Raw genomic sequence first — 20031 nt, forward strand, 5'->3', positions numbered from 1 at the left:
TTACTTAAATATTGCATAAGCACCATAATTTCCATGATGAGCTGTAGAAATAAATACTGGTAATTTCTGATTTTGTCTAGAAAGATAAGGAACTCCAAATTCATCTTTTCTGATAACAGTTTCTGTAGAAAAATTATTCAGCAAATTTTGATTTGTAGTTATAGATTGTTTTTTGATATTATCTATATAAAAGGACTTTTGAACAATACCTTCTTTAACAACCCAAGAGTGGATGTACTCTTTTGTTAATTTATATTGCATTTTAAATGTATGCTCTAAAAACTCAACAACACCTTCATTTTTTGAGGTGATAAAACAATGAAATTTTTTAGGAGCAAAAAAGCGATTTTTGTCAGTTTGAATATGGCATTTATAAGCAGCTTCTTTCATGCTCCAAAAAAGCCATACCAGTTCAAACGGATTTTGAGCCTTTTCAATCGCTCTAATTTCATTTTCTGAAAACTGTTTTTTTAAAAAACCTTTACGTTGCCAATTGCTTTGTGTTTTTGCAAGCTCTAAATCAACAACATCATTACCTATCATTTAGCTGCTAACTTTGCCTCAATTATTTCTATTGCAGCTTTAACAGAAAGCATTTTTTCCATAGAATCATTGTCTATTTCTATATCAAATTCATCTTCTACATCTAAAACCACATCTACTAAATTAGCAGAGTTAATTTTTAGATCTTTAATAAAATCTGTGTCTTCAGATAAATTATTAAAAGCCTGTTCATCTTGCACATAAGGCTTTATAATTTCTTTTAATTTGGCAATAAGTGCTTCTTTTGTCATGTAATAAAATCAAGAATATTTTTTAAAGATAACACAAGCATTTACATCACCAAAACCAAAACTTGCTTTTGCTACAATATTGATTTCTTTTTCTACACTTTTAGTTGGTATTTTTTCTGTAGCTATTAACTCAGAAATTTCAGGATGAATGTCTTCGCAATTTATATTTGGAAACACAAACTGTTCTTTAATTTGCAACACTGAAGCTACAGTTTCTATAGCACCTGAGGCTGCTAGACAATGCCCAATTTGCGATTTTAATGAGTTTATCAATGGAAAATCATCTCCTTTTCTTTGCAAAGCTTTGGTCCAATTTTCGATTTCTAAACTGTCTTTACTAGTTGCTGTTAAATGGCCATTTATAGCATCAATCTCATCTGCAGAAATATTGGAATCTAATAATGCATCAACAATACATTTTTGAACTGCTTCTGCATTTGGAGCTGTAAGAGTACCTCCATTTCTTTGACCTCCAGAGTTTATATTTCCTCCTAAAACCTCAGCATAAATAGTAGCATTTCTTTCTAAAGCACTTTCTAAAGATTCTAAAACTAGAGCTCCAGAACCACTTCCAGGCACAAAACCAGATGCTGTTTTACTCATGGGTCTTGAACCTTTTTCTGGAGAATCATTATGCTTATAAGTCATTACTCTCATTGCATCAAAACCACCCCAAGAATATAAAGAACTATCACTTGAGCTGCCTACTAACATTCGTTTTGCTTTGCCTATTTTAATACGTTCAAAACCCATTAGCAAAGCTTCTGTACCAGTTGTACAAGCAGAAGAATTTGTAGTGATTTGATTACCAAAACCTAAAATACCTCCTAAATATGCAGAAATTCCACTTGCCATAGTTTGTACAACAGAAGTGCTACCTAAACGTCTTACCTTATTATCATCTATCTTATAAATAGATTCTCTAAACTTTTCGATTCCTGATGTGCCTGTTCCAAAAATTACACCAGAATTGTAATCAATAATTGAGTTTTCATCAACCAAAAAACCTGCATCCTTCCAAGCATCAATAGCAGCCATGCATCCATATAGAATAGAAGTGCTATTAAAACCTCTTAATTGTAATGCTGTTAAATATTCGAGTTTTTTTTCTTCTGAAACATTTGGAATTCCTCCTATACAACAAGAAAAACCTTTATCTTTTAAATGCTGATGAAATTGTATACCTGATTTACCATTTTGAATAGCATTTGTAAATTGGTCTAAACCAACTCCATTTGGAGCAACAACCCCTAAACCCGTAATTACAACTCTATTGTTCATTCTATTTTACGATTATCATTCCAGAAATGGTTCCTCTACAAACCAATTCATTATTTGCATTTAACATTTTAACTTTGCATTTTAGTTTATTGAATCTAAAATATTCTTTTTCTGAAATTACTGTAATTTTCTCATTAGGTAATACAGGTAAAAAGAAATCAACTTGATTAGAAGTTAGTGCAATTTTTGGTTTTTTGGTTGATGAAATTACATCTTTCAACAAAAAAATTCCGAAACTTACTACCCCAATTTGAGCCATAGTTTCAGTTAGTATTACACCAGGAGTTATAGGGTTTTCTTTAAAATGACCTTCATAAAAAAACTCGTTTTCTTTAAATGTATATGAACCAGAAACTCCAATTTCTGAAAGCTCTGTTAATTCATCAACAAACAAAAATGGTTTTTGATAAGGTAATAGTTTTATGATCTCAGCTGCTTTCATCTTAATTCAAACTTTCTCCTCCATCAACTTTTAGTATTGTTCCATTAATCCAAGAAGCTTCGTCTTTACATAATAAATAGGCAGCATTTGCAACATTATCAGGTGTTGTAAGTTTTTGAAAAGGATTTCTTTTTAAGGTGTGTTTTTTAATTGCATCACTATTTGGAATCATATTTAAAGATGCTGTATCTGTTACACCTGCTTGTATGCAATTTGCTCTAATTCCAAATGATGCAAACTCTAATGCAATGTTTCTAGAAATGGCTTCTAAGGTTACTTTTGCTGCAGAAACAGCTGCATAATTTTGCCAAGGTTTTGTATTACCTTCACTCGTAAAACTGATGATTCTTGCATCTTCTGCAAAAAGTTTTCTTTCAAAAATAGATTTAAACCAATCATATAAACTAATAGCCATTGCATTTATGGTAATTTGAAAATCATCATTTTGAAGCGTTTGATTTTCTTCTGAAACCATTGGTTTTAAATTGCCTTTAGCAATGGAATGAATTAGCGTTTTTATTTTGCCTTTTTCTCCTAAATGTTCTTTCAATTCTACCAAGCAATTTTCTCTTTTGGCAATATTTAAAGCATCAATATTAAAGCTTAAAAATTCTATATTCTGATCTTGAATTTCTTTAAACTGTTGCTCTATCTCCTCTTTCTGTGATCTTGAATTTCTATGAACAATACAAATATTTAAACCGTGTTTTGCCAATTTTTTTGCAGTAGCTAAACCCAAACCACTAGAGCCTCCTAAAATTAAAGCCCATTCGTTTTTATGTTCAAATTCTTTTACCATTCTAATAATATTCTTTGTGCTGAAAAACCTGGACCAAAACTTAACATAATTCCACGTTCTCCTTTTTTAGGGTTTCTATCCATAAATCGCTCTAATACATACAAAACTGTTGCACTAGACATGTTTCCATACAAACGTAAAACCTCTTTTGTATCGTCTATATTTTTGCCTAAAACCCCAAATAATTCTTCTACAGTTTGTACAATTTTTTTTCCTCCTGGATGAAAAATTAAATGATTTACATCTTCTATTGTCAAGTTATTTTTTTCTAAAAATGGATGTATAATTTTTGGAAAATGATCTGCAATTTTTTGCGGAACTTCTTTATCTAAAATCATTTGTAAACCTGAGTTAACCAAGTTGAAACCCATCATATGTGTAGCATCATAAAAATGATACATTGCTTCATCTACAATTTCTGGTCCTTTATCCTCTTGATAAGAAGACAATATTACTGCTGATGCTCCATCACCAAAAATAGCAGCACTTACAATGTTGGTCATAGAATAATCTTCTAGTTGAAATGTAGCTGTAGGAGCTTCTACAGCAACTACTGCAGCTCTTTTATTTGGATTAGATTTTAGAAAATTCTTTGCATAAATAATACCTGAAACGCCTGCTGCACAACCCATTTCTGTAACTGGTAAACGCACAATATCTTGTTTCATACCTAATGAGTTGATAAGGTATGCATCTACAGAAGGAATCATAATACCTGTGCAACTTACAGTGATAATGTAATCTATATCTGTAGCTTTTAGGTTGGCTTTATCTAACGATTTTTGCAACGATTTTTCAGCTAATTGAGTAACCTCTCTTTTATAAATGTTATTTTTTTCTTCAAAGGAAGTTGCTGTAAACACCTCTTCAGGAGCCATAATAGAATAACGCTTATCAACAGCAGCACCTTCAAAAAGTTTGATTACTTTTCGTTGAAAACGAGTGTCTTGATCTTGCATCCATAATTTTACAAACGGAATAATATCTTTAGTTTCTCTGTTATATTTTGGAAGTTGCTTAGCAACCGATGTTATTTTTACTGCCATTTATCTTTTTAAAATCCATAAATAACGAAAAGCCCATTTCCAAGAAATAGTAGGTTTTACATTAATTTTATGCGACATTTTTACTAAATCTTTTCTTTTAAAACCTCTTAAGACTGAAGTTAAACCATCTTCAATTATCATTTTATTACTAATGAAAATTGATAGCAACATAAATAAATAATAAGCCAATTTATGCCTGTGTAAATCATTTACAACTACACCTATTTTAGTTTGTTTTACTGTATTATCTAAAAATGAAGTTAATTCTTTTTCTTTAAAATGATGCAAGAACAATGTTGCCAAAACAACATCAAAAGATCTGGCTTTAAAGGCATCAGAAAAAATATCTTGTGTTTCGAAACTTAACTCAGGATATTCTACTGATAAATCATTTGCATAATCAATTGCAGTTGGGTTTGCATCAATACCAATTAATTTAAATTTATAATGATGCTTTCTACCAAATTTTGCTACATCTCTTAAAATATCTCCATGTCCACAACCAATATCTATAATGGTTATTTCTTGTTCTTTTGGGTGATTTTCTAAAATAGTTTTTAAACCATTAATGGTTACTTTATTTCCTCCTAACCATCTATTTATATTTTCTAATTTATCTAATGTATCACGCAATAAATCGCCTCCAATAGAAAAATCATCCATCAATTCTTCTTTGTCTGTTCTTTGTTTTGTGCTGATAAAAAAGTCCATTATATTTTTATTGGTTTTCCATGTGTTTGTTTAATAATGATGGGTAATAAAAACGGAATTCTTCTTACAATTTGTAATAAAAAATTAGCCATTTTATCATTTCTAAACAACATTGCAATAAAATGACCTGCTTTTAAACGCCATTTAAATTGTTTCTTCCACTCTGAAATATACTTGTTTTCTAACTCATTTCTCGATAAAACTTCACCATCTAAATAATTTAGAATGAGTTTAGATGCAATTTGGGCAGATTGAATGGCCATACTCATTCCATTTCCACAAAGAGGATGAATCATTCCTGCAGAATCACCACACATAATTAGGTGATTTTCGATTGGGTTTTTAGTTTCAAAAGAAATTTGACTAATAGATAAAGGTTCATCAAAAAGAGGTTTTGAATTTTTAAAAATATCTTTTAAATATTCATTTTTAAAAACCACATTTTCTTGAAAATCGGTAATGTTCTTGTATTTTTTGAAGGATGAGAAATTGGTTATGTAACACAAATTTATAGCATCGTTTTCTACTTTAGAAACACCACAATAACCTCCTTTAAAATTATGAAGCGCAACTAAGTCTGCCTTGAATTCTCCTTTTACGTGAATTTTAACACCTAAATAAGGTGATTTTTTTTTGATAAAACTTCGATCTAATTTTACATCTAATAAAGATCGTTTTCCAAAAGAACCAATTGCAATTCCAGTTCTAAATTTCTGATTATTCTTAGTTGTAATTGTAAATATTTCATTTTCAAAGCTAGATTCTAAAACTGCATCTTGTAAAATTGTGACTCCATTTTCCTTTGCCTTTTCAGCTAAAATGTAATCTAATTGAAAGCGCGAAATTCCAAAACCTCCTAAAGGTAATTTTGCATCAATCAATTTATTATTGGTTGTTGAGAGTTGGAATTTATCAATTTTAACTGCACCAAAATCAAAAGGGTTTATCTCTAAAAAAGCCAAATAGGGCAAAACTTCATTTGAAATATATTCGCCACAAACTTTGTGTTTTGGGTAGGTGTTTTTCTCTATTAGCAAAACATTTTTATCAAACTTAGAAAGGTGAATTGCATTGCATAAGCCTGCTAAACCACCACCAATTATAATAACATCAAAGTTTGTTGTTCTATCCATTAATTTAACAATTCTGCTAATTCTTTGCCAACCAAACTACCAATAGCAACTCCCATTCCTCCTAAACGAATTCCACAAAAAACGTTATTAGAAACTTGCTTTACAATGGCTTTCTTTTGATTTCCAACACCCATAATTCCACTCCATCTATGTTCAATTTCAAAATTAGTGTTTGGTAAAATGGTTTCTTTTAAAATTTTCTCAAGCTCATTTTGTATGATTTCTGTTTGACCAAATTTTGTAGTTTCCTCTGTTTCAAAATCGAGATTTCTACCTCCACCAAAAAGAATTCTATCATTTATATTTCTAAAATAATAGTATCCTTTTTCTAAATGAAATGTTCCTTTTATTTTTAGGTTTTGAATAGGTTTAGTAATAAGCACTTGAGCTCTTGCTGGTTTTATATTTTCTTTTAATAATTTATTAGAAAAACCATTAGTTGTAATGAATAATTTTTTGGTATAAAAATCTAATCTGTTGGTTTTTACATTAATTTTTTGTGAATTTTCTTGATAACTTTCAAGCTCTATATTATTTAAAATTTTAACGCCTAATTTTTGAGTTTTTAAAAGTAATTGCGTCATCATTTTACCAGTGTCTAATTGCCCTTCAAAATTATTTACAATGTACTTTGAATGGATTTTTTGGAAACCAAAAATATTATCAGAAGTAGAAAATACATCAGCCTTAAATATTGGTTTTAATAATTGATTTATATTCTCTTTTTTAGTGATACAATCATCAAAAAAATCTTCAAAATCACACAATTCAAAACCTTTGTTCTGCTGAAAGTCAATTTCTTTATCTCCCAACTTTTCTCTCAAATATTGTAGTCCTTTCCACCTTTTATCAACTAGATTGTAAACCTCTTGTTCTGTATGAGAGTTTAAATCGTCTATCAATTCAGATAAACTACCAAAACAGGCAAAACCAGCATTTTTTGTGCTAGCTCCTTGAGGCAACATGCCCTTCTCTACAATTAAAATTTTTGCTTTTGGGTAATTTTCCTTTAGTTTAATTGCACAGTTTAAACCCACAATTCCACTACCTACAATTGTATAATCTACATTAGTAAACCATTCTTTTAACTCCCAATAACTGTAATTCATTTACAATACTTTTTTAAAACAGATACTATTTTCCATATGCTTATATTGCCCATAATTAGGAATTACTTGGTATTTGCTTTTGTGATAAAATTGTACAGCTTCTACTTGTCTTTTCCCTGTTTCTAAGATACAACTTGCATACCCTAATTCTTTAGCCCAATGTTCTAACTCTAATAAAATTTGTTGGGCAAAACCTTTACCTCTTGCTTTAGGTGATACAAACATTCGTTTCACTTCAACAGAATCTTCATTAAAATTTTTAATGGCTCCACAACCAATAGGTTTATCTTCATAATATCCAATAACCACATGTTTAATTACATCAATATTATTAAATTGATTGTAAAAATCGTGTTCGTCTTCATCTGTAATTTTAAGATAGGCATCTAAATCTTTTACCAAATTGATAAAATCTTTATTTTCGGAATTGGTTCTGATGAGTTTAATCATTAAAATCAAATTGTAATTGTACCCAAACAGGTTCTTGAATGTTGTTGTTTAAATTACTAAAAGATAACCCTAAAAGACGAACTGAATTCTCTAATTTATCTTGATATAAGAGCTCTTTAACTATTGAAAAAAACTCTTTCTTTTTGCTTAAAAACTGACCTACTGTTTTACTTCTAGTTTGCTGAGTAAAATCTGAATATTTAATTTTTAAAGTTATGGTTTTACCTTTTGAGTTGCTTTTTTCCATACGTTTTTCAATTTCATCAGCAATATCATTTAGTTTATCTAACATGTAAATTTCTGAAGAGATATTTTCTCTAAACGTTCTTTCTGCACCTACAGATTTACGTATTCTATTAGGTTTCACTTCACTTTTATGAATACCTCTTACAATATTATAATAGTGTAAACCAGACTTACCAAAAAGTAACGATAATTCTTCTAACGTTTTCTTTTTTAAATCATTACCCACAAAAATACCTAAGTTATACATTTTTGCTGCAGTTACCTTACCCACTCCATAAAATTTATTGACTGGTAATTCTTCTAAAAACTGGATAACTTCCTCTGGATGTATGGTTTTTTGACCATTTGGTTTGTTAATATCTGAAGCAACTTTTGCAATAAACTTATTAATAGAAATACCTGCTGATGCTCTTAAACCTGTTTTATCATATATTTTTTGACGAATTTCTCTTGCAATTTCATTGGCAGAAGGATTGTCTTTTTTATTCTCTGTAACATCTAAATATGCCTCATCTAAAGATAATGGCTCTACCAAATCTGTATACTCAAAAAAAATTTCTCTTATCTGCTCAGATAGCTCTTTGTAACGTGCAAAATCTGATTTCACAAAAATGATATGAGGGCATTTTTGCTTGGCTAACACATTACTCATTGCAGATTTTACTCCATATTTTCTTGCTTCATAACTAGCAGCAGAAACAACACCTCTATCACCTCCACCACCAACTGCAATGGCTTTTCCTCTTAATTCTGGGTTATCTAATTCTGCTACAGATGCATAATAAGCATCCATATCTACATGAATTATTTTACGAAAAGGAGGTTGCAATTCCATACCTCTAATTTACGAAGTATAGTGCAAATTTTACACCTAAGAAAAACATTTTCTATGTTAAAAAATCAATACACAATTGCGTAGTTTGGCTCAGTTCCTCCGAGAGTTTATCCTTTTGCCAAGGATGAGAAACATTAAAAACATGATCTGCGTTTTTAATAATTTCTAGAGTGCTATTTGGTTGCCAACTATGTATTTGATGTGCTTCTTCAATATCTATAGAAGTATCATGATCTCCATGAATAATAAGCAAAGGAATTTGTAAATTTTTAACTGAATTTTGAATGTTTAAACGAGATTCATTCGCTTTAAAATTTTTATAAAACTGATAAAAGTGTGGCATTTGTTGTTTTGTTCTGCCATTTACAACATATTTAACTCCTGTTTTTTTCCAATTTTCTAAATCACCAATGGTTGAACTTCTAGAACCGAAATCTGAAACTGCTGCAAGTGTAATTACTTGTTTTACCCTTTTATCTTCATTGGCTTTAAGCAGTACAATTCCTCCTCCTCTACTATGACCAATAATTGAAATATCATCTAAATTTACCTCGCTTTTGTAAGTAGAATTCGTAGAAATCCAATTGATAATGCTTTCTAAATCATCTAATTCTTTAGTATAATTATTATTACCAAAAGCTTCTAAATCTGGAAAATCGATTGGATTTTCTGCTGTACCCCCATTGTGTGAAAAATTAAATTTAACAAAGAAGAATCCTGCTTTTGCAAAGGTTTCAGCCAATAAATTCCAAGCTCCCCAATCTTTAAAACCTTTATAACCATGACAAAAAATAATTACTTTTTTAGGTTGATTTGTTTCTTTGTAAAAAACATCGGTTACAATTGGTTTTGTGTGTTTACCATCAACAATAATATTTTTATCAATAAACATAATTAGTAATTTTAAATTAAATATAAAGCATTTATAATAGCTATAAAACCAGTTAACACACCTAAAATAAGATCCATTTTATTAGCCATGAATAAAATCTTTTTTTCTATAGCCTTTGCTGTGAATGCATAAATTGTGTAGAGTAAAAACGAACCAGCAATAGACCCTATTGTGAAGTAGATACTATTAGGAATGGAATAGTTGAAAAAATTTAATCCAATTAATATAGATACTACTGTAAAGTAAAATGGAATAGCAAACATGTTTAAAGAAGACAAGACAAAACCGTGCATAAATGCCTTTGATTTTTGAATTTTCTCTTTTTTAGGTTTGTCTTTGTTTTTAAAATATAATCTGAAAAAGTTAATTGAAATTAAAAATATGATTCCTGTAGCTACTTGTTGTATGGTTGCAATATATTCTGAATTTTTCATTAGAATACTTGCTAAAAAGGCGCCAATATTTGATTGAAAAAGCAATACAGAAGAGATACCTAAAGCAAGATATAAAGCTTCTTTTCTGCCACTTTTTATACTAATTTTAACTACAGTTAAATTTAGCATACTTGGCATAATACTGCCTAAAATAGAAATGATAGTTCCTAAAATAAAGTAGATGATAAAATTCATTTAAAAGTATAAGGTTAGGAAAGTAAATATATAGCATTTCCAACAGCTAAAATTCCAGTTAAAGCACCTAATATAAAATCCATTTTACTCGCTATATAAGTAAGTTTGTGCTCAATTCTTTTTGATAGAATTGCATACAAAGTGTAAAGCGTAAAAGACCCAATTGTAGAACCTATAGAAAAGTATAGTGCATTAAAAATGTTGTAGGTAAAATAATCCATCCCTATCAAAATAGAGATAAATGTAAAATAAAAAGGAATAGCCATTGTATTTAGAGAAGACATTAAAATACCATGAAAATAGGCTTTCGATTTTGGAATATCTTCTGATTTCTTTTTCTCTTTTTTAGAAAAATAAAGCCTGAAAAAATTTATAGAAAGTAAAAATAAAATAACTGTACCTATTTGTTGAATTAGAGTGATGTACTCTGAGTTCTCCATTAAAATACTCGACAAATAAGCACCAATATTTGCTTGAAAAAACAATACTGTTGCATAACCACCAATTAAATATAATGCAGACTTAACACCATTTCTTAAGCTGAATTTTACAACAGTTAAATTTAAAAAGCTAGGGGTTATACTACCCATAGAAGCAATAATAAAACCAAAGAAAATACAGGAAAGAACGTTCATGTTACAAAGTATATATGCAAATAAACAAAAAAACGCATCAAGTAATTGATGCGTTTCATAAATTTAGTAACTCTTATAAGGTTTAAATAACACCTTGTGCTAACATTGCATCTGCAACTTTTACGAAACCTGCAATATTTGCTCCTTTAATATAATCTATAGAACCATCTTCTTGTTCTCCATATTGAACACAAGAATCATGAATATCTTCCATAATATCTTTTAATCTGCTGTCTACTTCTTCTCTAGACCAAGAAATTCTAAGTGAGTTTTGAGACATTTCTAAACCAGAAGTTGCAACACCTCCAGCATTAGAAGCTTTACCTGGTGCAAATAATATTTTTGCATTGGTAAATTCATGTATTGCTTCTGGAGTAGAAGGCATATTTGCACCTTCAGAAACACACATACATCCATTTTCGATTAATGTTTTTGCCTCTTCTCCATTTAACTCATTCTGAGTTGCACAAGGTAAAGCAATATCACATTTTACAGACCATGGTCTTTCTCCTTCTACATATTTTGCGTCTGGATATTTGTCTAAATACTCGCTAATTCTGCCACGTTTTTCGTTTTTAATATACATTACGTGTTCTAGCTTTTCTGTATCTATACCTTCTTCATCTAAAATATATCCTCCAGAATCTGATAATGTTAAAATAGTAGCACCTAATTCAATTGCTTTTTCTGCAGCATATTGAGCTACATTTCCAGAACCAGAAATTACTACTTTTTTACCTTCAAAAGAATCTCCTTTACGTTTTAACATGTTGTCTGCAAAGTATACGTTTCCATATCCTGTTGCTTCAGGTCTAATTAAAGAACCACCCCAAGATTGTCCTTTACCTGTTAAAACTCCAGTAAATTCGTTATTTAGTTTTTTATACATACCAAACATAAACCCAATTTCTCTAGCTCCTACACCAATATCTCCTGCAGGAACATCTGTGTTAGGGCCAATATGTCTGAATAATTCACTCATAAAAGCATGGCAAAAACGCATGATTTCATTATCTGATTTTCCTTTAGGATCAAAATCAGAACCACCTTTTCCACCACCCATTGGTAATGTAGTTAATGAGTTTTTGAATACTTGCTCAAAAGCTAAAAACTTTAAGATACTTGCGTTTACTGTTGGGTGAAAACGTAAACCACCTTTATAAGGTCCTATTGCAGAATTCATTTGAATTCTATATCCTCTATTTACTTGTATTTCTCCATCATCATCTACCCAAGAAACTCTAAAGGATAGTAATCTTTCTGGCTCTACCATTCTAAGTAGAATGTTTTTACCATGATAAATATCATGATTTACAATATATGGTATTACAGTTTCTGCTACTTCTTGAACAGCTTGTAAGAATTCTGGCTCATGGTTATTTCTAGATTTAACCATATCCATAAACTCATTTATTTTTAACTCTATATTATTAGACATAATTATTTATGAATTTTATAAAAATTTAACGGTACAAAGATAGTTAATTTCTTTATTCGCAAATGAAAAAAAAAATATTAACTATTTGTTAATGTATTGATTTCAATCGATTTCGTTGGCTATTGTTCTTTTCTTAACTTTTATAATATTAAACTCTTTAAAAAAGTTTAAATTTGCCTTATCAATTTTTGATGAAAATGTTAGATAAAGTAAAGGAATTAATTGGTGAGGTGCAATCTTTTAAAGCAACTACCAAAGACGAAGTTGAGTCATTTAGAATTAAATATTTAGGAAGTAAAGGTTTATTAAAAGACCTTTTTTCTGAGTTTAAAAATGTAGATGCTGAATTACGTAAAGATTTTGGCCAAGCATTAAACAACTTAAAGAAATCTGCAGAAAGTAAAGTTGCAGAATTAAATGACGCTTTGGAAAGTGCTGTTGAAGAAAAAGGAGTTTATGGAGATTTAACAAGACCTTCTGAACCTATTGAGTTGGGTTCACGTCATCCAATATCATTGGTAAGAAATCAAATAATTGAAGTTTTTAATAGAATTGGTTTTACAGTTTCTGAAGGACCAGAAATTGAAGATGATTGGCATAACTTTACAGCCTTAAATTTACCTGAATATCATCCTGCAAGAGACATGCAAGACACGTTCTTTATAGAACAAGATCCAGATATTTTACTGCGTACACACACTTCTTCTGTGCAAGTGCGTTATATGGAAAATAATGAGCCACCTATTAGAACAATTTCTCCAGGAAGAGTTTTTAGAAATGAAGACATTTCTGCTAGAGCTCACTGTATATTTCATCAAGTTGAAGGCTTGTATATAGACACAGATGTATCTTTTGCTGATTTAAAACAAACACTTTTATATTTTACTAAAGAGATGTTTGGAAAGTCTAAAATTAGATTAAGACCTTCTTATTTCCCATTTACAGAGCCAAGTGCAGAAGTTGATATTTACTGGGGATTAGAAACTGAAACTGATTATAGAATTACAAAAGGTACAGGTTGGTTAGAAATTATGGGTTGTGGAATGGTAGATCCTAATGTATTGAAAAATGCAAATATAGATCCTACAAAATATTCTGGTTATGCTTTTGGAATGGGTATAGAACGTATTGCAATGTTATTGTATCAAATACCTGATATTAGAATGTTTTATGAAAATGATAAACGTTTTTTAGAACAATTTAAAAGCATAATATAATTCGTAAAAAGTATCTCGTTTGAAAAAAGACATCCAAATACCAGAAGTTACTGGCGTAGAAATGGCTGTGGTTTATGAATACAATGATATTTATAAAACTGATGATTGGAATGTGTACCTCATTAATAAAAAAGCTATTGATTTAGAAATGTTGGTAATCGTTTCTCAAGGTTTTTCAGATACCAAAACAACTTCTTTGTTGCGAAAGAAATTAGATATACTACCAGCAAACTCTTTTGCTAAAATCGAATTGATTCAGCCTGAGTTATTCAAATTAAATAACCGTTTTCAAGTTACTTTTTTTGAAGGAAACACTTTATATGAAAAAACATTCTTATTCAAAGAAAACTCTATTAAAGAAGGTGCTTTAAGAATGATTGACGATATTAAAAAACGTGGGGTTTTAGCTAATTAATTATCCTAAAAAACCAATAATTAGATACATAATTACAGTTATTAAACCACCAAAAAGCGCATAAGGTAACTGTGTTTTTACATGGTCTATATGATCACTAGCAGAAGCCATAGATGATATTATTGAAGTATCAGAAATTGGTGAGCAATGATCTCCAAAAATTCCTCCTCCTAAAGTTGCAGCCACAACAATAGTAATATCTGCTCCATGAATATTTGCCATAGGTACAGAAATTGCCAACATTATTGCAAATGTACCCCAAGAAGTTCCTGTAGAAAATGCAATAAAAGAACTTACAATAAAAACAACTGCTGGTAATAATTCTGGAGACAACCAACTCTCTGTAATATTTGCAATATAATTACCTGTATCTAACACTTTACAAGCATCACCAATTGCAAAAGCTAACAGCATTAGTAAAGCCAAAGGCATTAATTCACTTATCCCTTTTAAAGTTAAGTTTACAGCTTCTTTTGGTTTTAAAATTCCTTGAATAAAATACATGGTAATTGCTACTAAAATTGCAGAAATTACTGCGTACAAAACAGATGAAGATCCAGAGCCTTCTCCTATTGCTTGCGAAGCATGATTTAAAAATGAAGTAGCTTCATTTACAGCATCCCAACCTGTATAAATTAGGTTGATTGGCATCATACAAACCATTACCAAAAGTGGCACAATCATGTTGTATGCTTTTGCTTCTATTCCTTCTTTTGGCGGAAATGAAGTTACCTCATCAGAAACCATAGGTTTAGAACCTTCATTCATTAGCAAACCAGTTTCTTTGGTTCTTTTTTCAGCCTTTTTCATTAAACCAAAATCTTTTCTTGATAAAATGATAAAGAACAAAATTCCGATTGCTAATAATGGATAAAAGTTATATTTAATAGAAGCTATCATCACAGAAAAAGGTTTATCAATTCCCTGCGTTAATAATAAACCCATAATAAAAGCACCCCAAGCATTAAAAGGAATTAATATTGATGATGGTGCAGAACTAGAATCTGCAATGTAGGCTAGTTTTTCTCTAGGTATTTTTAGTTTATCAAAAATAGGTCTGTATAAAGTACCTACTGTTAAAGACGATATACTGGTTTCTACAAAAAGCAACAAACCTGTTAGCGTTGCTAAAATTTGAACCATTATTCTAGCATAACCAGATTTCTTTTTTTCTAGCTTTACCAATCTTTTATTTATGATGTTTATAAAACCTTCTACTCCTCTAGAGTATTGAATAAAGACCAGTAAAGAACCCACTAAAGCACTAAAAATTATGGTTCTTGTATTTCCTTTCGATTGAAAAACATTAACCATTCCTTCAATCATTGCTAAAGTTCCTTCTAAAGGATTCCAACCTTTTACAATTAACCAAGAAAACCAAATTCCAAAAAGCAAAGCAATATAAACTTGCTTGGTTCTTAACGCTAAAATAATTGCAACAATTGGTGGTATCACAGACAAGAAACCATACTCCATAGTAAAGAATTTATTTTGCTAAAGGTAATAATTTATATGAATGTTATTTTGTAAATTTGAATTCATCTCTTCTTAAATGTCAAAAAAATATATTTTAGCTTTAGATCAAGGAACCACAAGTTCTAGATCTGTAATTGTTGATGAATTAGGTGAAATAATTGCTATTGAACAACAAGAATTTAGACAAATTTTTCCAAAATCTGGTTGGATAGAACATGATGCTTTAGAAATTTTAGAAACGCAATTAACAACCTTAAAAAAAGTAGTTACTGCAGCTAAAATTAATGTAAAAGATATTGTTGGTTTAGGCATTACAAACCAAAGAGAAACTACTGTTGTCTGGAATAAAACAACAGGAAAACCAATTTATAATGCCATAGTTTGGCAAGACAAAAGAACTGCAGACTTTTGTAAAGAATTAAAGAAAAGAGAACTAGAAGAATACGTTAAAAAAAATACGGGTTTAGTTATTGACTCTTATTTTTCTGCTACCAAAATTCACTGGGTTTTAGAAAACGTTGCAGGTGCAAAAGAAGAGGCTAAAAAAGATAATTTACTTTTTGGCACCATAGATACTTGGTTAGTTTGGAATTTAACTAACAACAATGTGCATGTTACAGATTATAGTAATGCATCTAGAACCATGCTTTTTGATATAAAAAACTTGTGTTGGGATGATAATTTATGCTCTGAATTAAATATTCCAAAATCGATGTTACCAAAGGTAAAACCATCATCTCATCATTTTGGAGATTTTGAATATGAAGGTCACACTATACCTATTGCTGGTATTGCAGGCGATCAGCAAGCAGCACTATTTGGCCAAGCTTGCTTTAAAAAAGGAAATGCCAAAAACACTTATGGCACAGGCTGTTTCTTATTGATGAATACTGGTACAGAAATTCAATATTCAAAAAACGGACTATTAACTACTATTGCTTGGGGATTAAATGATAAAGTTTATTATGCTTTAGAAGGTAGTGTCTTTGTGGCTGGCTCAGCAATTCAGTGGCTAAGAGATGGTCTAGAAATTATAAAATCCGCAGAAGAAAGTGAATTGTTTGCAGAAGAAGTAAATGAAGAAAACCCAGTAATAGTTGTGCCTGCATTTGCTGGTTTAGGAGCTCCTTATTGGGACATGTATGCAAGAGGAGCCATTTTTGGTTTAACTAGAGACACAGGAAAAAGCCATCTAATTAAGGCTACTCTGCAATCTTTGGCTTACCAAACCAAAGATTTATTAATAGCTATGGAGCATGATGCAGAAACACAACTAACCGCTCTTAAAGTAGATGGTGGGGCTTGTGCTAATAATGTTTTAATGCAGTTTCAAGCAGATATTTTAAATACTAGTGTAGAGAGACCAAAAAACACAGAAACTACAGTAATGGGTGCAGCATATTTAGCAGGGATTTGTGTTGGTTTATGGAAACAAGAGGATATAGAAATTGATAAGAAGATTGATAAAGAGTTTAAACCTAGTTTTAGTAAAGAAAAACGTAATAGGTTATACAAAAAATGGCTTAAAGCTGTAGAGCGTTCTAAAGATTGGCTAGATTAAATAAAGAAACAAAATGTCTAAATTTTATAAAAAAATTAATACAAGATTACATAAGTTTATCGATCAGCAAAAGATATTCTTTGTGGCTACAGCTCCAAATTCTGGCAGAATAAACCTATCTCCAAAAGGTATGGATTCTTTTAGAGTGCTTTCTGAAAACAGAGTTTTATGGCTAAATGTTACAGGAAGTGGAAATGAAACTGCTGCGCATTTGCTAGAAAACAAAAGAATAACAATTATGTTTTGTTCGTTTGAAAAAGCACCAAATATTCTACGTTTGTATGGTACAGGAAAAGAAATAAAAGAAGGTGATGCTTCTTGGAATGAACTCATTCAACTTTTTCCAGAAACTCCAGGAACTCGTCAAATTTTTGACATCCATGTAGACTCTGCACAAACTTCTTGTGGTATGTCTATTCCTTATTACGAATTTAAAGGAGAAAGAAACGATTTAAACAATTGGGCAGCAGAGCAAGGTAAAGAAGGTATAAAACAATATTGGGAAGATAAAAACCAAACTAGTATAGATGGTTTACCAACACAAATAATGGATTAACACATGAGCAACTTTTCTAATTTTAATAGAGCACAAATAACCAAAGATTTACAAACTACAGAGTTTGATTTATTAATAATTGGTGGTGGAATTACAGGTGCAGGTATTGCTTTAGATGCTGCTACTAGAGGCATGAAAGTGGCACTTATTGAAAAAGGAGATTTTGCTTCTGGAACCTCAAGTAAATCAACAAAATTAATTCATGGTGGTTTACGATATTTAAAACAATTCGATTTTTGGTTAGTGAAAGAAGTAGGTACAGAAAGAGCAATAGTTCACAAACTAGCACCTCATTTAGTAGTACCAGAAAAAATGATTTTACCTTTAATAGAAGGAGGAACTTATGGTTCTTGGTTAACCTCTGTTGGTTTAAAAGTGTATGATATTTTAGCTTCTGTAGAAGGTGATGATAAAAGAAAAATGTTATCTGTAAAAAAGTCATTAAAGAAAGAACCTTTACTACCTAAAAAGATTTTAAAAGGAGCAGGTTATTATGCAGAATACAGAACAGATGATGCTCGTTTAACAATAGAAGTTTTAAAAACAGCACAAAATTATGATGCTAAACTTTTAAATTATTCAGAAGCAACAGAATTCATTTATGAAGATAAAAGAGTGGTTGGTGCCAATGTAAAAGATGGCATTACCAATGAAAGTTATGACATAAAAGCAAAATATGTAGTAAATGCATGTGGACCTTGGGTAGATGAATTGCGTCAAATAAACAATTCTAAAATTGGTAAGCAATTGCACCTTACTAAAGGAGTTCATTTAGTGGTAGACCATGAAAAATTACCAGTAAAACAATCTGTTTATTTTGATGTTCCTGATGGAAGAATGATGTTCGCAATTCCTCGTGGAAAAGTAACTTATTTTGGTACAACAGATACCAATTATCAACAAGATAAAGATGATGTTAATACAAGTTTGGTAGATGCTACCTACTTAATTTCTGCTGTAAATAATATGTTTCCAGACATTACAATTTCTTTAGATGATGTAGAATCTTCTTGGGCTGGTTTACGACCTTTAATTCATGAAGAAGGAAAATCAGCTTCAGAGTTATCTAGAAAAGATGAAATTTTTGTATCAGAAACAGAGCTGATTTCTATTGCTGGAGGTAAACTTACTGGTTATCGTAAAATGGCAGAACGAATTGTAGATTTAATCGATAAGAAATATAAGAGAAGATTTGAGAAATCTTTTAGTGAAATTAAAACCAAAAATTTAGTGCTTAAAGGTGGTGATTTCGAAAATTATGATGAAGTTAAAAGTTATACAGATGCCATTTATAACAGAATTGCAGAAGTTGATTTTAATCAGAAAGATGCAGAATATTTAGTGCATAATTATGGAAAACAAACAGATCAAATGCTAAAAAAATTCGACGAGTTCACTGAAGAAAATCAACAAGAAAAATTGATAAAAGCAGAGGTTTGGTTTAGCATTCAACATGAAATGGCTTGTACACCAACAGACTTTTTTATGCGTAGAACAGGTCGTCTGTTTTTTGATCCAAAGAGTGTAAAACAGTATAAAGAGTATGTTTTAAATTTGTTTGCTTCTCATTTTTCTTGGGATACAGAAACTACTGAAAAACACAAGCAAGAACTTGAGCATCATGTAAGAATGGCAACTACATTTAACTAGTTATACACCTTCTCTTAGAAGGCTTTTATAGGTCTTTCTAAGACTATTTGGATGTGCTCCAAACTTGTATTTTAAAAACACGTAGCCATTAATTAAATTTACCTTTAACCAAGAATTGTGCTCATATTTTCTTGCGCTTACAGTAGCTTTAGATTGTATAATTGTAAACGGAATTTTCTGTTTTCTAATTCTTGTCATCATTTCAAAATCTTCCATAATGCAAAACTCTTCATTATAGCCTTTTAATTGTTGAAACTGCTCTTTAGTAAAGAAATGACATTGATCTCCTCCACCTGCAAATAAACCGTCTTTAGTCGTAAATTTAGAATTAAAGCTTAAGAAGGCAGAATCATTATCAAATTGATAAGCGAAAAAACCGAACGTAAAATTCTTATTTATTGCATTCTGTATTTGCTTATAAAAATCATTAGGCAACATTACATCTGCATGCAAAAAAAGTAAAACATCACCATTCGCTTTTTCTGCAGCAAAATTCATTTGAGCAGCTCTGCCCTTTTTATCACTTTTTAAATATGTAACTTTACTAAAGTTTTTACACACATTAAAACTATTATCTGTAGTTTCTGGCGAATTAGAAATAATTATTTCTAGAGAAAAATTGTTAGCTTGTTCACATAAAAACGACAACCTTTTTGCAAGATTTTCTTGTTCATTGTAAACAGGAATTATAATACTTAATAACATACTTTAACTTA

The 20031-nt window shown here is 30.3% G+C and carries 22 protein-coding genes; 5 read left to right on the forward strand and 17 right to left on the reverse strand.

The genetic code is table 11. The features are described 5' to 3' along the window. From LPB302_RS09170 to gdhA, 15 genes are all read right to left on the reverse strand, one after another. Entirely contained in the window at positions 1-543 is a 543-nt protein-coding gene (locus LPB302_RS09170) for a 4'-phosphopantetheinyl transferase family protein (RefSeq protein ID WP_053973826.1), read from the reverse strand. Further along, positions 540-794, reverse strand: a complete 255-nt coding sequence (locus LPB302_RS09175; protein ID WP_053973825.1) for an acyl carrier protein — start codon at positions 792-794, stop codon at positions 540-542. The genes LPB302_RS09170 and LPB302_RS09175 overlap by 4 nt, the downstream gene beginning before the upstream one ends. Before the next feature lie 9 nt (positions 795-803). Beyond that, positions 804-2075, reverse strand: a complete 1272-nt coding sequence (locus tag LPB302_RS09180) for a beta-ketoacyl-[acyl-carrier-protein] synthase family protein (protein WP_053973824.1) — start codon at positions 2073-2075, stop codon at positions 804-806. Between the two features lies 1 nt (position 2076). Then, positions 2077-2517, reverse strand: a complete 441-nt coding sequence (locus LPB302_RS09185) for a 3-hydroxyacyl-ACP dehydratase FabZ family protein (RefSeq protein ID WP_053973823.1) — start codon at positions 2515-2517, stop codon at positions 2077-2079. Position 2518: 1 nt separating this feature from the next. Next, complete coding sequence (locus LPB302_RS09190) at positions 2519-3316, reverse strand: SDR family oxidoreductase (RefSeq protein WP_053973822.1); 798 nt, start codon at positions 3314-3316, stop codon at positions 2519-2521. After that, complete coding sequence (locus LPB302_RS09195; RefSeq protein WP_053973821.1) at positions 3310-4362, reverse strand: type III polyketide synthase; 1053 nt, start codon at positions 4360-4362, stop codon at positions 3310-3312. Before LPB302_RS09195 ends, LPB302_RS09190 begins: the two co-directional genes overlap by 7 nt. Next, positions 4363-5073 carry a methyltransferase domain-containing protein gene (locus tag LPB302_RS09200; protein ID WP_053973820.1) on the reverse strand — a complete coding sequence of 237 codons (711 nt, stop codon included), beginning with the start codon at positions 5071-5073 and terminating at the stop codon, positions 4363-4365. After that, positions 5073-6206 (reverse strand): NAD(P)/FAD-dependent oxidoreductase, encoded by a 1134-nt coding sequence (locus LPB302_RS09205; protein ID WP_053973819.1) that lies wholly within the window; start codon positions 6204-6206, stop codon positions 5073-5075. Before LPB302_RS09205 ends, LPB302_RS09200 begins: the two co-directional genes overlap by 1 nt. Next, a complete protein-coding gene (locus LPB302_RS09210) occupies positions 6206-7315 on the reverse strand; it encodes an NAD(P)/FAD-dependent oxidoreductase (protein WP_053973818.1) in 1110 nt (369 codons plus the stop codon). The genes LPB302_RS09205 and LPB302_RS09210 overlap by 1 nt, the downstream gene beginning before the upstream one ends. Further along, positions 7316-7765: a GNAT family N-acetyltransferase gene (locus tag LPB302_RS09215; RefSeq protein WP_053973817.1), complete on the reverse strand. Its 450-nt coding sequence runs from the start codon at positions 7763-7765 to the stop codon at positions 7316-7318. Beyond that, complete coding sequence (gene dinB / locus LPB302_RS09220; protein WP_053973816.1) at positions 7758-8846, reverse strand: DNA polymerase IV; 1089 nt, start codon at positions 8844-8846, stop codon at positions 7758-7760. The genes LPB302_RS09215 and dinB overlap by 8 nt, the downstream gene beginning before the upstream one ends. Positions 8847-8898: 52 nt before the next feature. After that, complete coding sequence (locus tag LPB302_RS09225; protein ID WP_053973815.1) at positions 8899-9738, reverse strand: alpha/beta hydrolase family protein; 840 nt, start codon at positions 9736-9738, stop codon at positions 8899-8901. 11 nt (positions 9739-9749) lie between these two features. Further along, positions 9750-10367: a LysE family transporter gene (locus LPB302_RS09230; protein ID WP_053973814.1), complete on the reverse strand. Its 618-nt coding sequence runs from the start codon at positions 10365-10367 to the stop codon at positions 9750-9752. A gap of 14 nt (positions 10368-10381) precedes the next feature. Continuing rightward, a complete protein-coding gene (locus tag LPB302_RS09235; protein ID WP_082329801.1) occupies positions 10382-10957 on the reverse strand; it encodes a LysE family transporter in 576 nt (191 codons plus the stop codon). Between the two features lie 127 nt (positions 10958-11084). Then, on the reverse strand, positions 11085-12440 hold the full coding sequence (gdhA, locus tag LPB302_RS09240) for an NADP-specific glutamate dehydrogenase (protein ID WP_422903156.1): 1356 nt from the start codon (positions 12438-12440) through the stop codon (positions 11085-11087). A 197-nt stretch (positions 12441-12637) separates the two neighbouring features. On the opposite strand from gdhA, the gene pheS reads away from it, so the two are divergent. Further along, positions 12638-13657: a phenylalanine--tRNA ligase subunit alpha gene (gene pheS, locus LPB302_RS09245; protein ID WP_041383951.1), complete on the forward strand. Its 1020-nt coding sequence runs from the start codon at positions 12638-12640 to the stop codon at positions 13655-13657. Positions 13658-13676: 19 nt separating this feature from the next. Continuing rightward, positions 13677-14072 carry a hypothetical protein gene (locus LPB302_RS09250; RefSeq protein WP_053973812.1) on the forward strand — a complete coding sequence of 132 codons (396 nt, stop codon included), beginning with the start codon at positions 13677-13679 and terminating at the stop codon, positions 14070-14072. Here the strand turns inward: LPB302_RS09250 and LPB302_RS09255 are convergent, their stop codons facing one another. Further along, entirely contained in the window at positions 14073-15548 is a 1476-nt protein-coding gene (locus tag LPB302_RS09255) for a Na+/H+ antiporter NhaC family protein (protein WP_053973811.1), read from the reverse strand. It lies immediately after the preceding gene. Positions 15549-15624: 76 nt separating this feature from the next. Here LPB302_RS09255 and glpK point away from each other — a divergent pair, with 76 nt between their 5' ends. Genes glpK through LPB302_RS09270 form a run of 3 tightly spaced genes read left to right on the forward strand, consistent with a single transcriptional unit; the run spans position 15625 to position 19315 of the window. Continuing rightward, positions 15625-17109 carry a glycerol kinase GlpK gene (glpK, locus tag LPB302_RS09260; protein ID WP_053973810.1) on the forward strand — a complete coding sequence of 495 codons (1485 nt, stop codon included), beginning with the start codon at positions 15625-15627 and terminating at the stop codon, positions 17107-17109. Between the two features lie 13 nt (positions 17110-17122). Continuing rightward, positions 17123-17665, forward strand: coding sequence for a pyridoxamine 5'-phosphate oxidase family protein (locus LPB302_RS09265; protein WP_053973809.1), 543 nt, complete (start codon positions 17123-17125; stop codon positions 17663-17665). A gap of 3 nt (positions 17666-17668) precedes the next feature. Further along, positions 17669-19315 carry a glycerol-3-phosphate dehydrogenase/oxidase gene (locus LPB302_RS09270; RefSeq protein ID WP_053973808.1) on the forward strand — a complete coding sequence of 549 codons (1647 nt, stop codon included), beginning with the start codon at positions 17669-17671 and terminating at the stop codon, positions 19313-19315. Here the strand turns inward: LPB302_RS09270 and LPB302_RS09275 are convergent, their stop codons facing one another. Further along, positions 19316-20020, reverse strand: a complete 705-nt coding sequence (locus tag LPB302_RS09275; RefSeq protein WP_053973807.1) for a TIGR04283 family arsenosugar biosynthesis glycosyltransferase — start codon at positions 20018-20020, stop codon at positions 19316-19318. Positions 20021-20031 lie beyond the last annotated feature (11 nt).

It is taken from the genome of Polaribacter dokdonensis (assembly GCF_024362345.1).
In the GTDB taxonomy this organism is placed as follows: Bacteria; Bacteroidota; Bacteroidia; order Flavobacteriales; family Flavobacteriaceae; genus Polaribacter; species Polaribacter dokdonensis.

What these genes read in the sequence shown, in the direction of transcription:
- LPB302_RS09170 (WP_053973826.1), bottom strand. Translation starts at nt 543, where the DNA reads ATGATAGGTAATGATGTTGTTGATTTAGAGCTTGCAAAAACACAAAGC.
- LPB302_RS09175 (WP_053973825.1), bottom strand. Translation starts at nt 794, where the DNA reads ATGACAAAAGAAGCACTTATTGCCAAATTAAAAGAAATTATAAAGCCT.
- LPB302_RS09180 (WP_053973824.1), bottom strand. Translation starts at nt 2,075, where the DNA reads ATGAACAATAGAGTTGTAATTACGGGTTTAGGGGTTGTTGCTCCAAAT.
- LPB302_RS09185 (WP_053973823.1), bottom strand. Translation starts at nt 2,517, where the DNA reads ATGAAAGCAGCTGAGATCATAAAACTATTACCTTATCAAAAACCATTT.
- LPB302_RS09190 (WP_053973822.1), bottom strand. Translation starts at nt 3,316, where the DNA reads ATGGTAAAAGAATTTGAACATAAAAACGAATGGGCTTTAATTTTAGGA.
- LPB302_RS09195 (WP_053973821.1), bottom strand. Translation starts at nt 4,362, where the DNA reads ATGGCAGTAAAAATAACATCGGTTGCTAAGCAACTTCCAAAATATAAC.
- LPB302_RS09200 (WP_053973820.1), bottom strand. Translation starts at nt 5,073, where the DNA reads ATGGACTTTTTTATCAGCACAAAACAAAGAACAGACAAAGAAGAATTG.
- LPB302_RS09205 (WP_053973819.1), bottom strand. Translation starts at nt 6,206, where the DNA reads ATGGATAGAACAACAAACTTTGATGTTATTATAATTGGTGGTGGTTTA.
- LPB302_RS09210 (WP_053973818.1), bottom strand. Translation starts at nt 7,315, where the DNA reads ATGAATTACAGTTATTGGGAGTTAAAAGAATGGTTTACTAATGTAGAT.
- LPB302_RS09215 (WP_053973817.1), bottom strand. Translation starts at nt 7,765, where the DNA reads ATGATTAAACTCATCAGAACCAATTCCGAAAATAAAGATTTTATCAAT.
- dinB (WP_053973816.1), bottom strand. Translation starts at nt 8,846, where the DNA reads ATGGAATTGCAACCTCCTTTTCGTAAAATAATTCATGTAGATATGGAT.
- LPB302_RS09225 (WP_053973815.1), bottom strand. Translation starts at nt 9,738, where the DNA reads ATGTTTATTGATAAAAATATTATTGTTGATGGTAAACACACAAAACCA.
- LPB302_RS09230 (WP_053973814.1), bottom strand. Translation starts at nt 10,367, where the DNA reads ATGAATTTTATCATCTACTTTATTTTAGGAACTATCATTTCTATTTTA.
- LPB302_RS09235 (WP_082329801.1), bottom strand. Translation starts at nt 10,957, where the DNA reads ATGGGTAGTATAACCCCTAGCTTTTTAAATTTAACTGTTGTAAAATTC.
- gdhA (WP_422903156.1), bottom strand. Translation starts at nt 12,440, where the DNA reads ATGTCTAATAATATAGAGTTAAAAATAAATGAGTTTATGGATATGGTT.
- pheS (WP_041383951.1), top strand. Translation starts at nt 12,638, where the DNA reads ATGTTAGATAAAGTAAAGGAATTAATTGGTGAGGTGCAATCTTTTAAA.
- LPB302_RS09255 (WP_053973811.1), bottom strand. Translation starts at nt 15,548, where the DNA reads ATGGAGTATGGTTTCTTGTCTGTGATACCACCAATTGTTGCAATTATT.
- glpK (WP_053973810.1), top strand. Translation starts at nt 15,625, where the DNA reads ATGTCAAAAAAATATATTTTAGCTTTAGATCAAGGAACCACAAGTTCT.
- LPB302_RS09265 (WP_053973809.1), top strand. Translation starts at nt 17,123, where the DNA reads ATGTCTAAATTTTATAAAAAAATTAATACAAGATTACATAAGTTTATC.
- LPB302_RS09270 (WP_053973808.1), top strand. Translation starts at nt 17,669, where the DNA reads ATGAGCAACTTTTCTAATTTTAATAGAGCACAAATAACCAAAGATTTA.
- LPB302_RS09275 (WP_053973807.1), bottom strand. Translation starts at nt 20,020, where the DNA reads ATGTTATTAAGTATTATAATTCCTGTTTACAATGAACAAGAAAATCTT.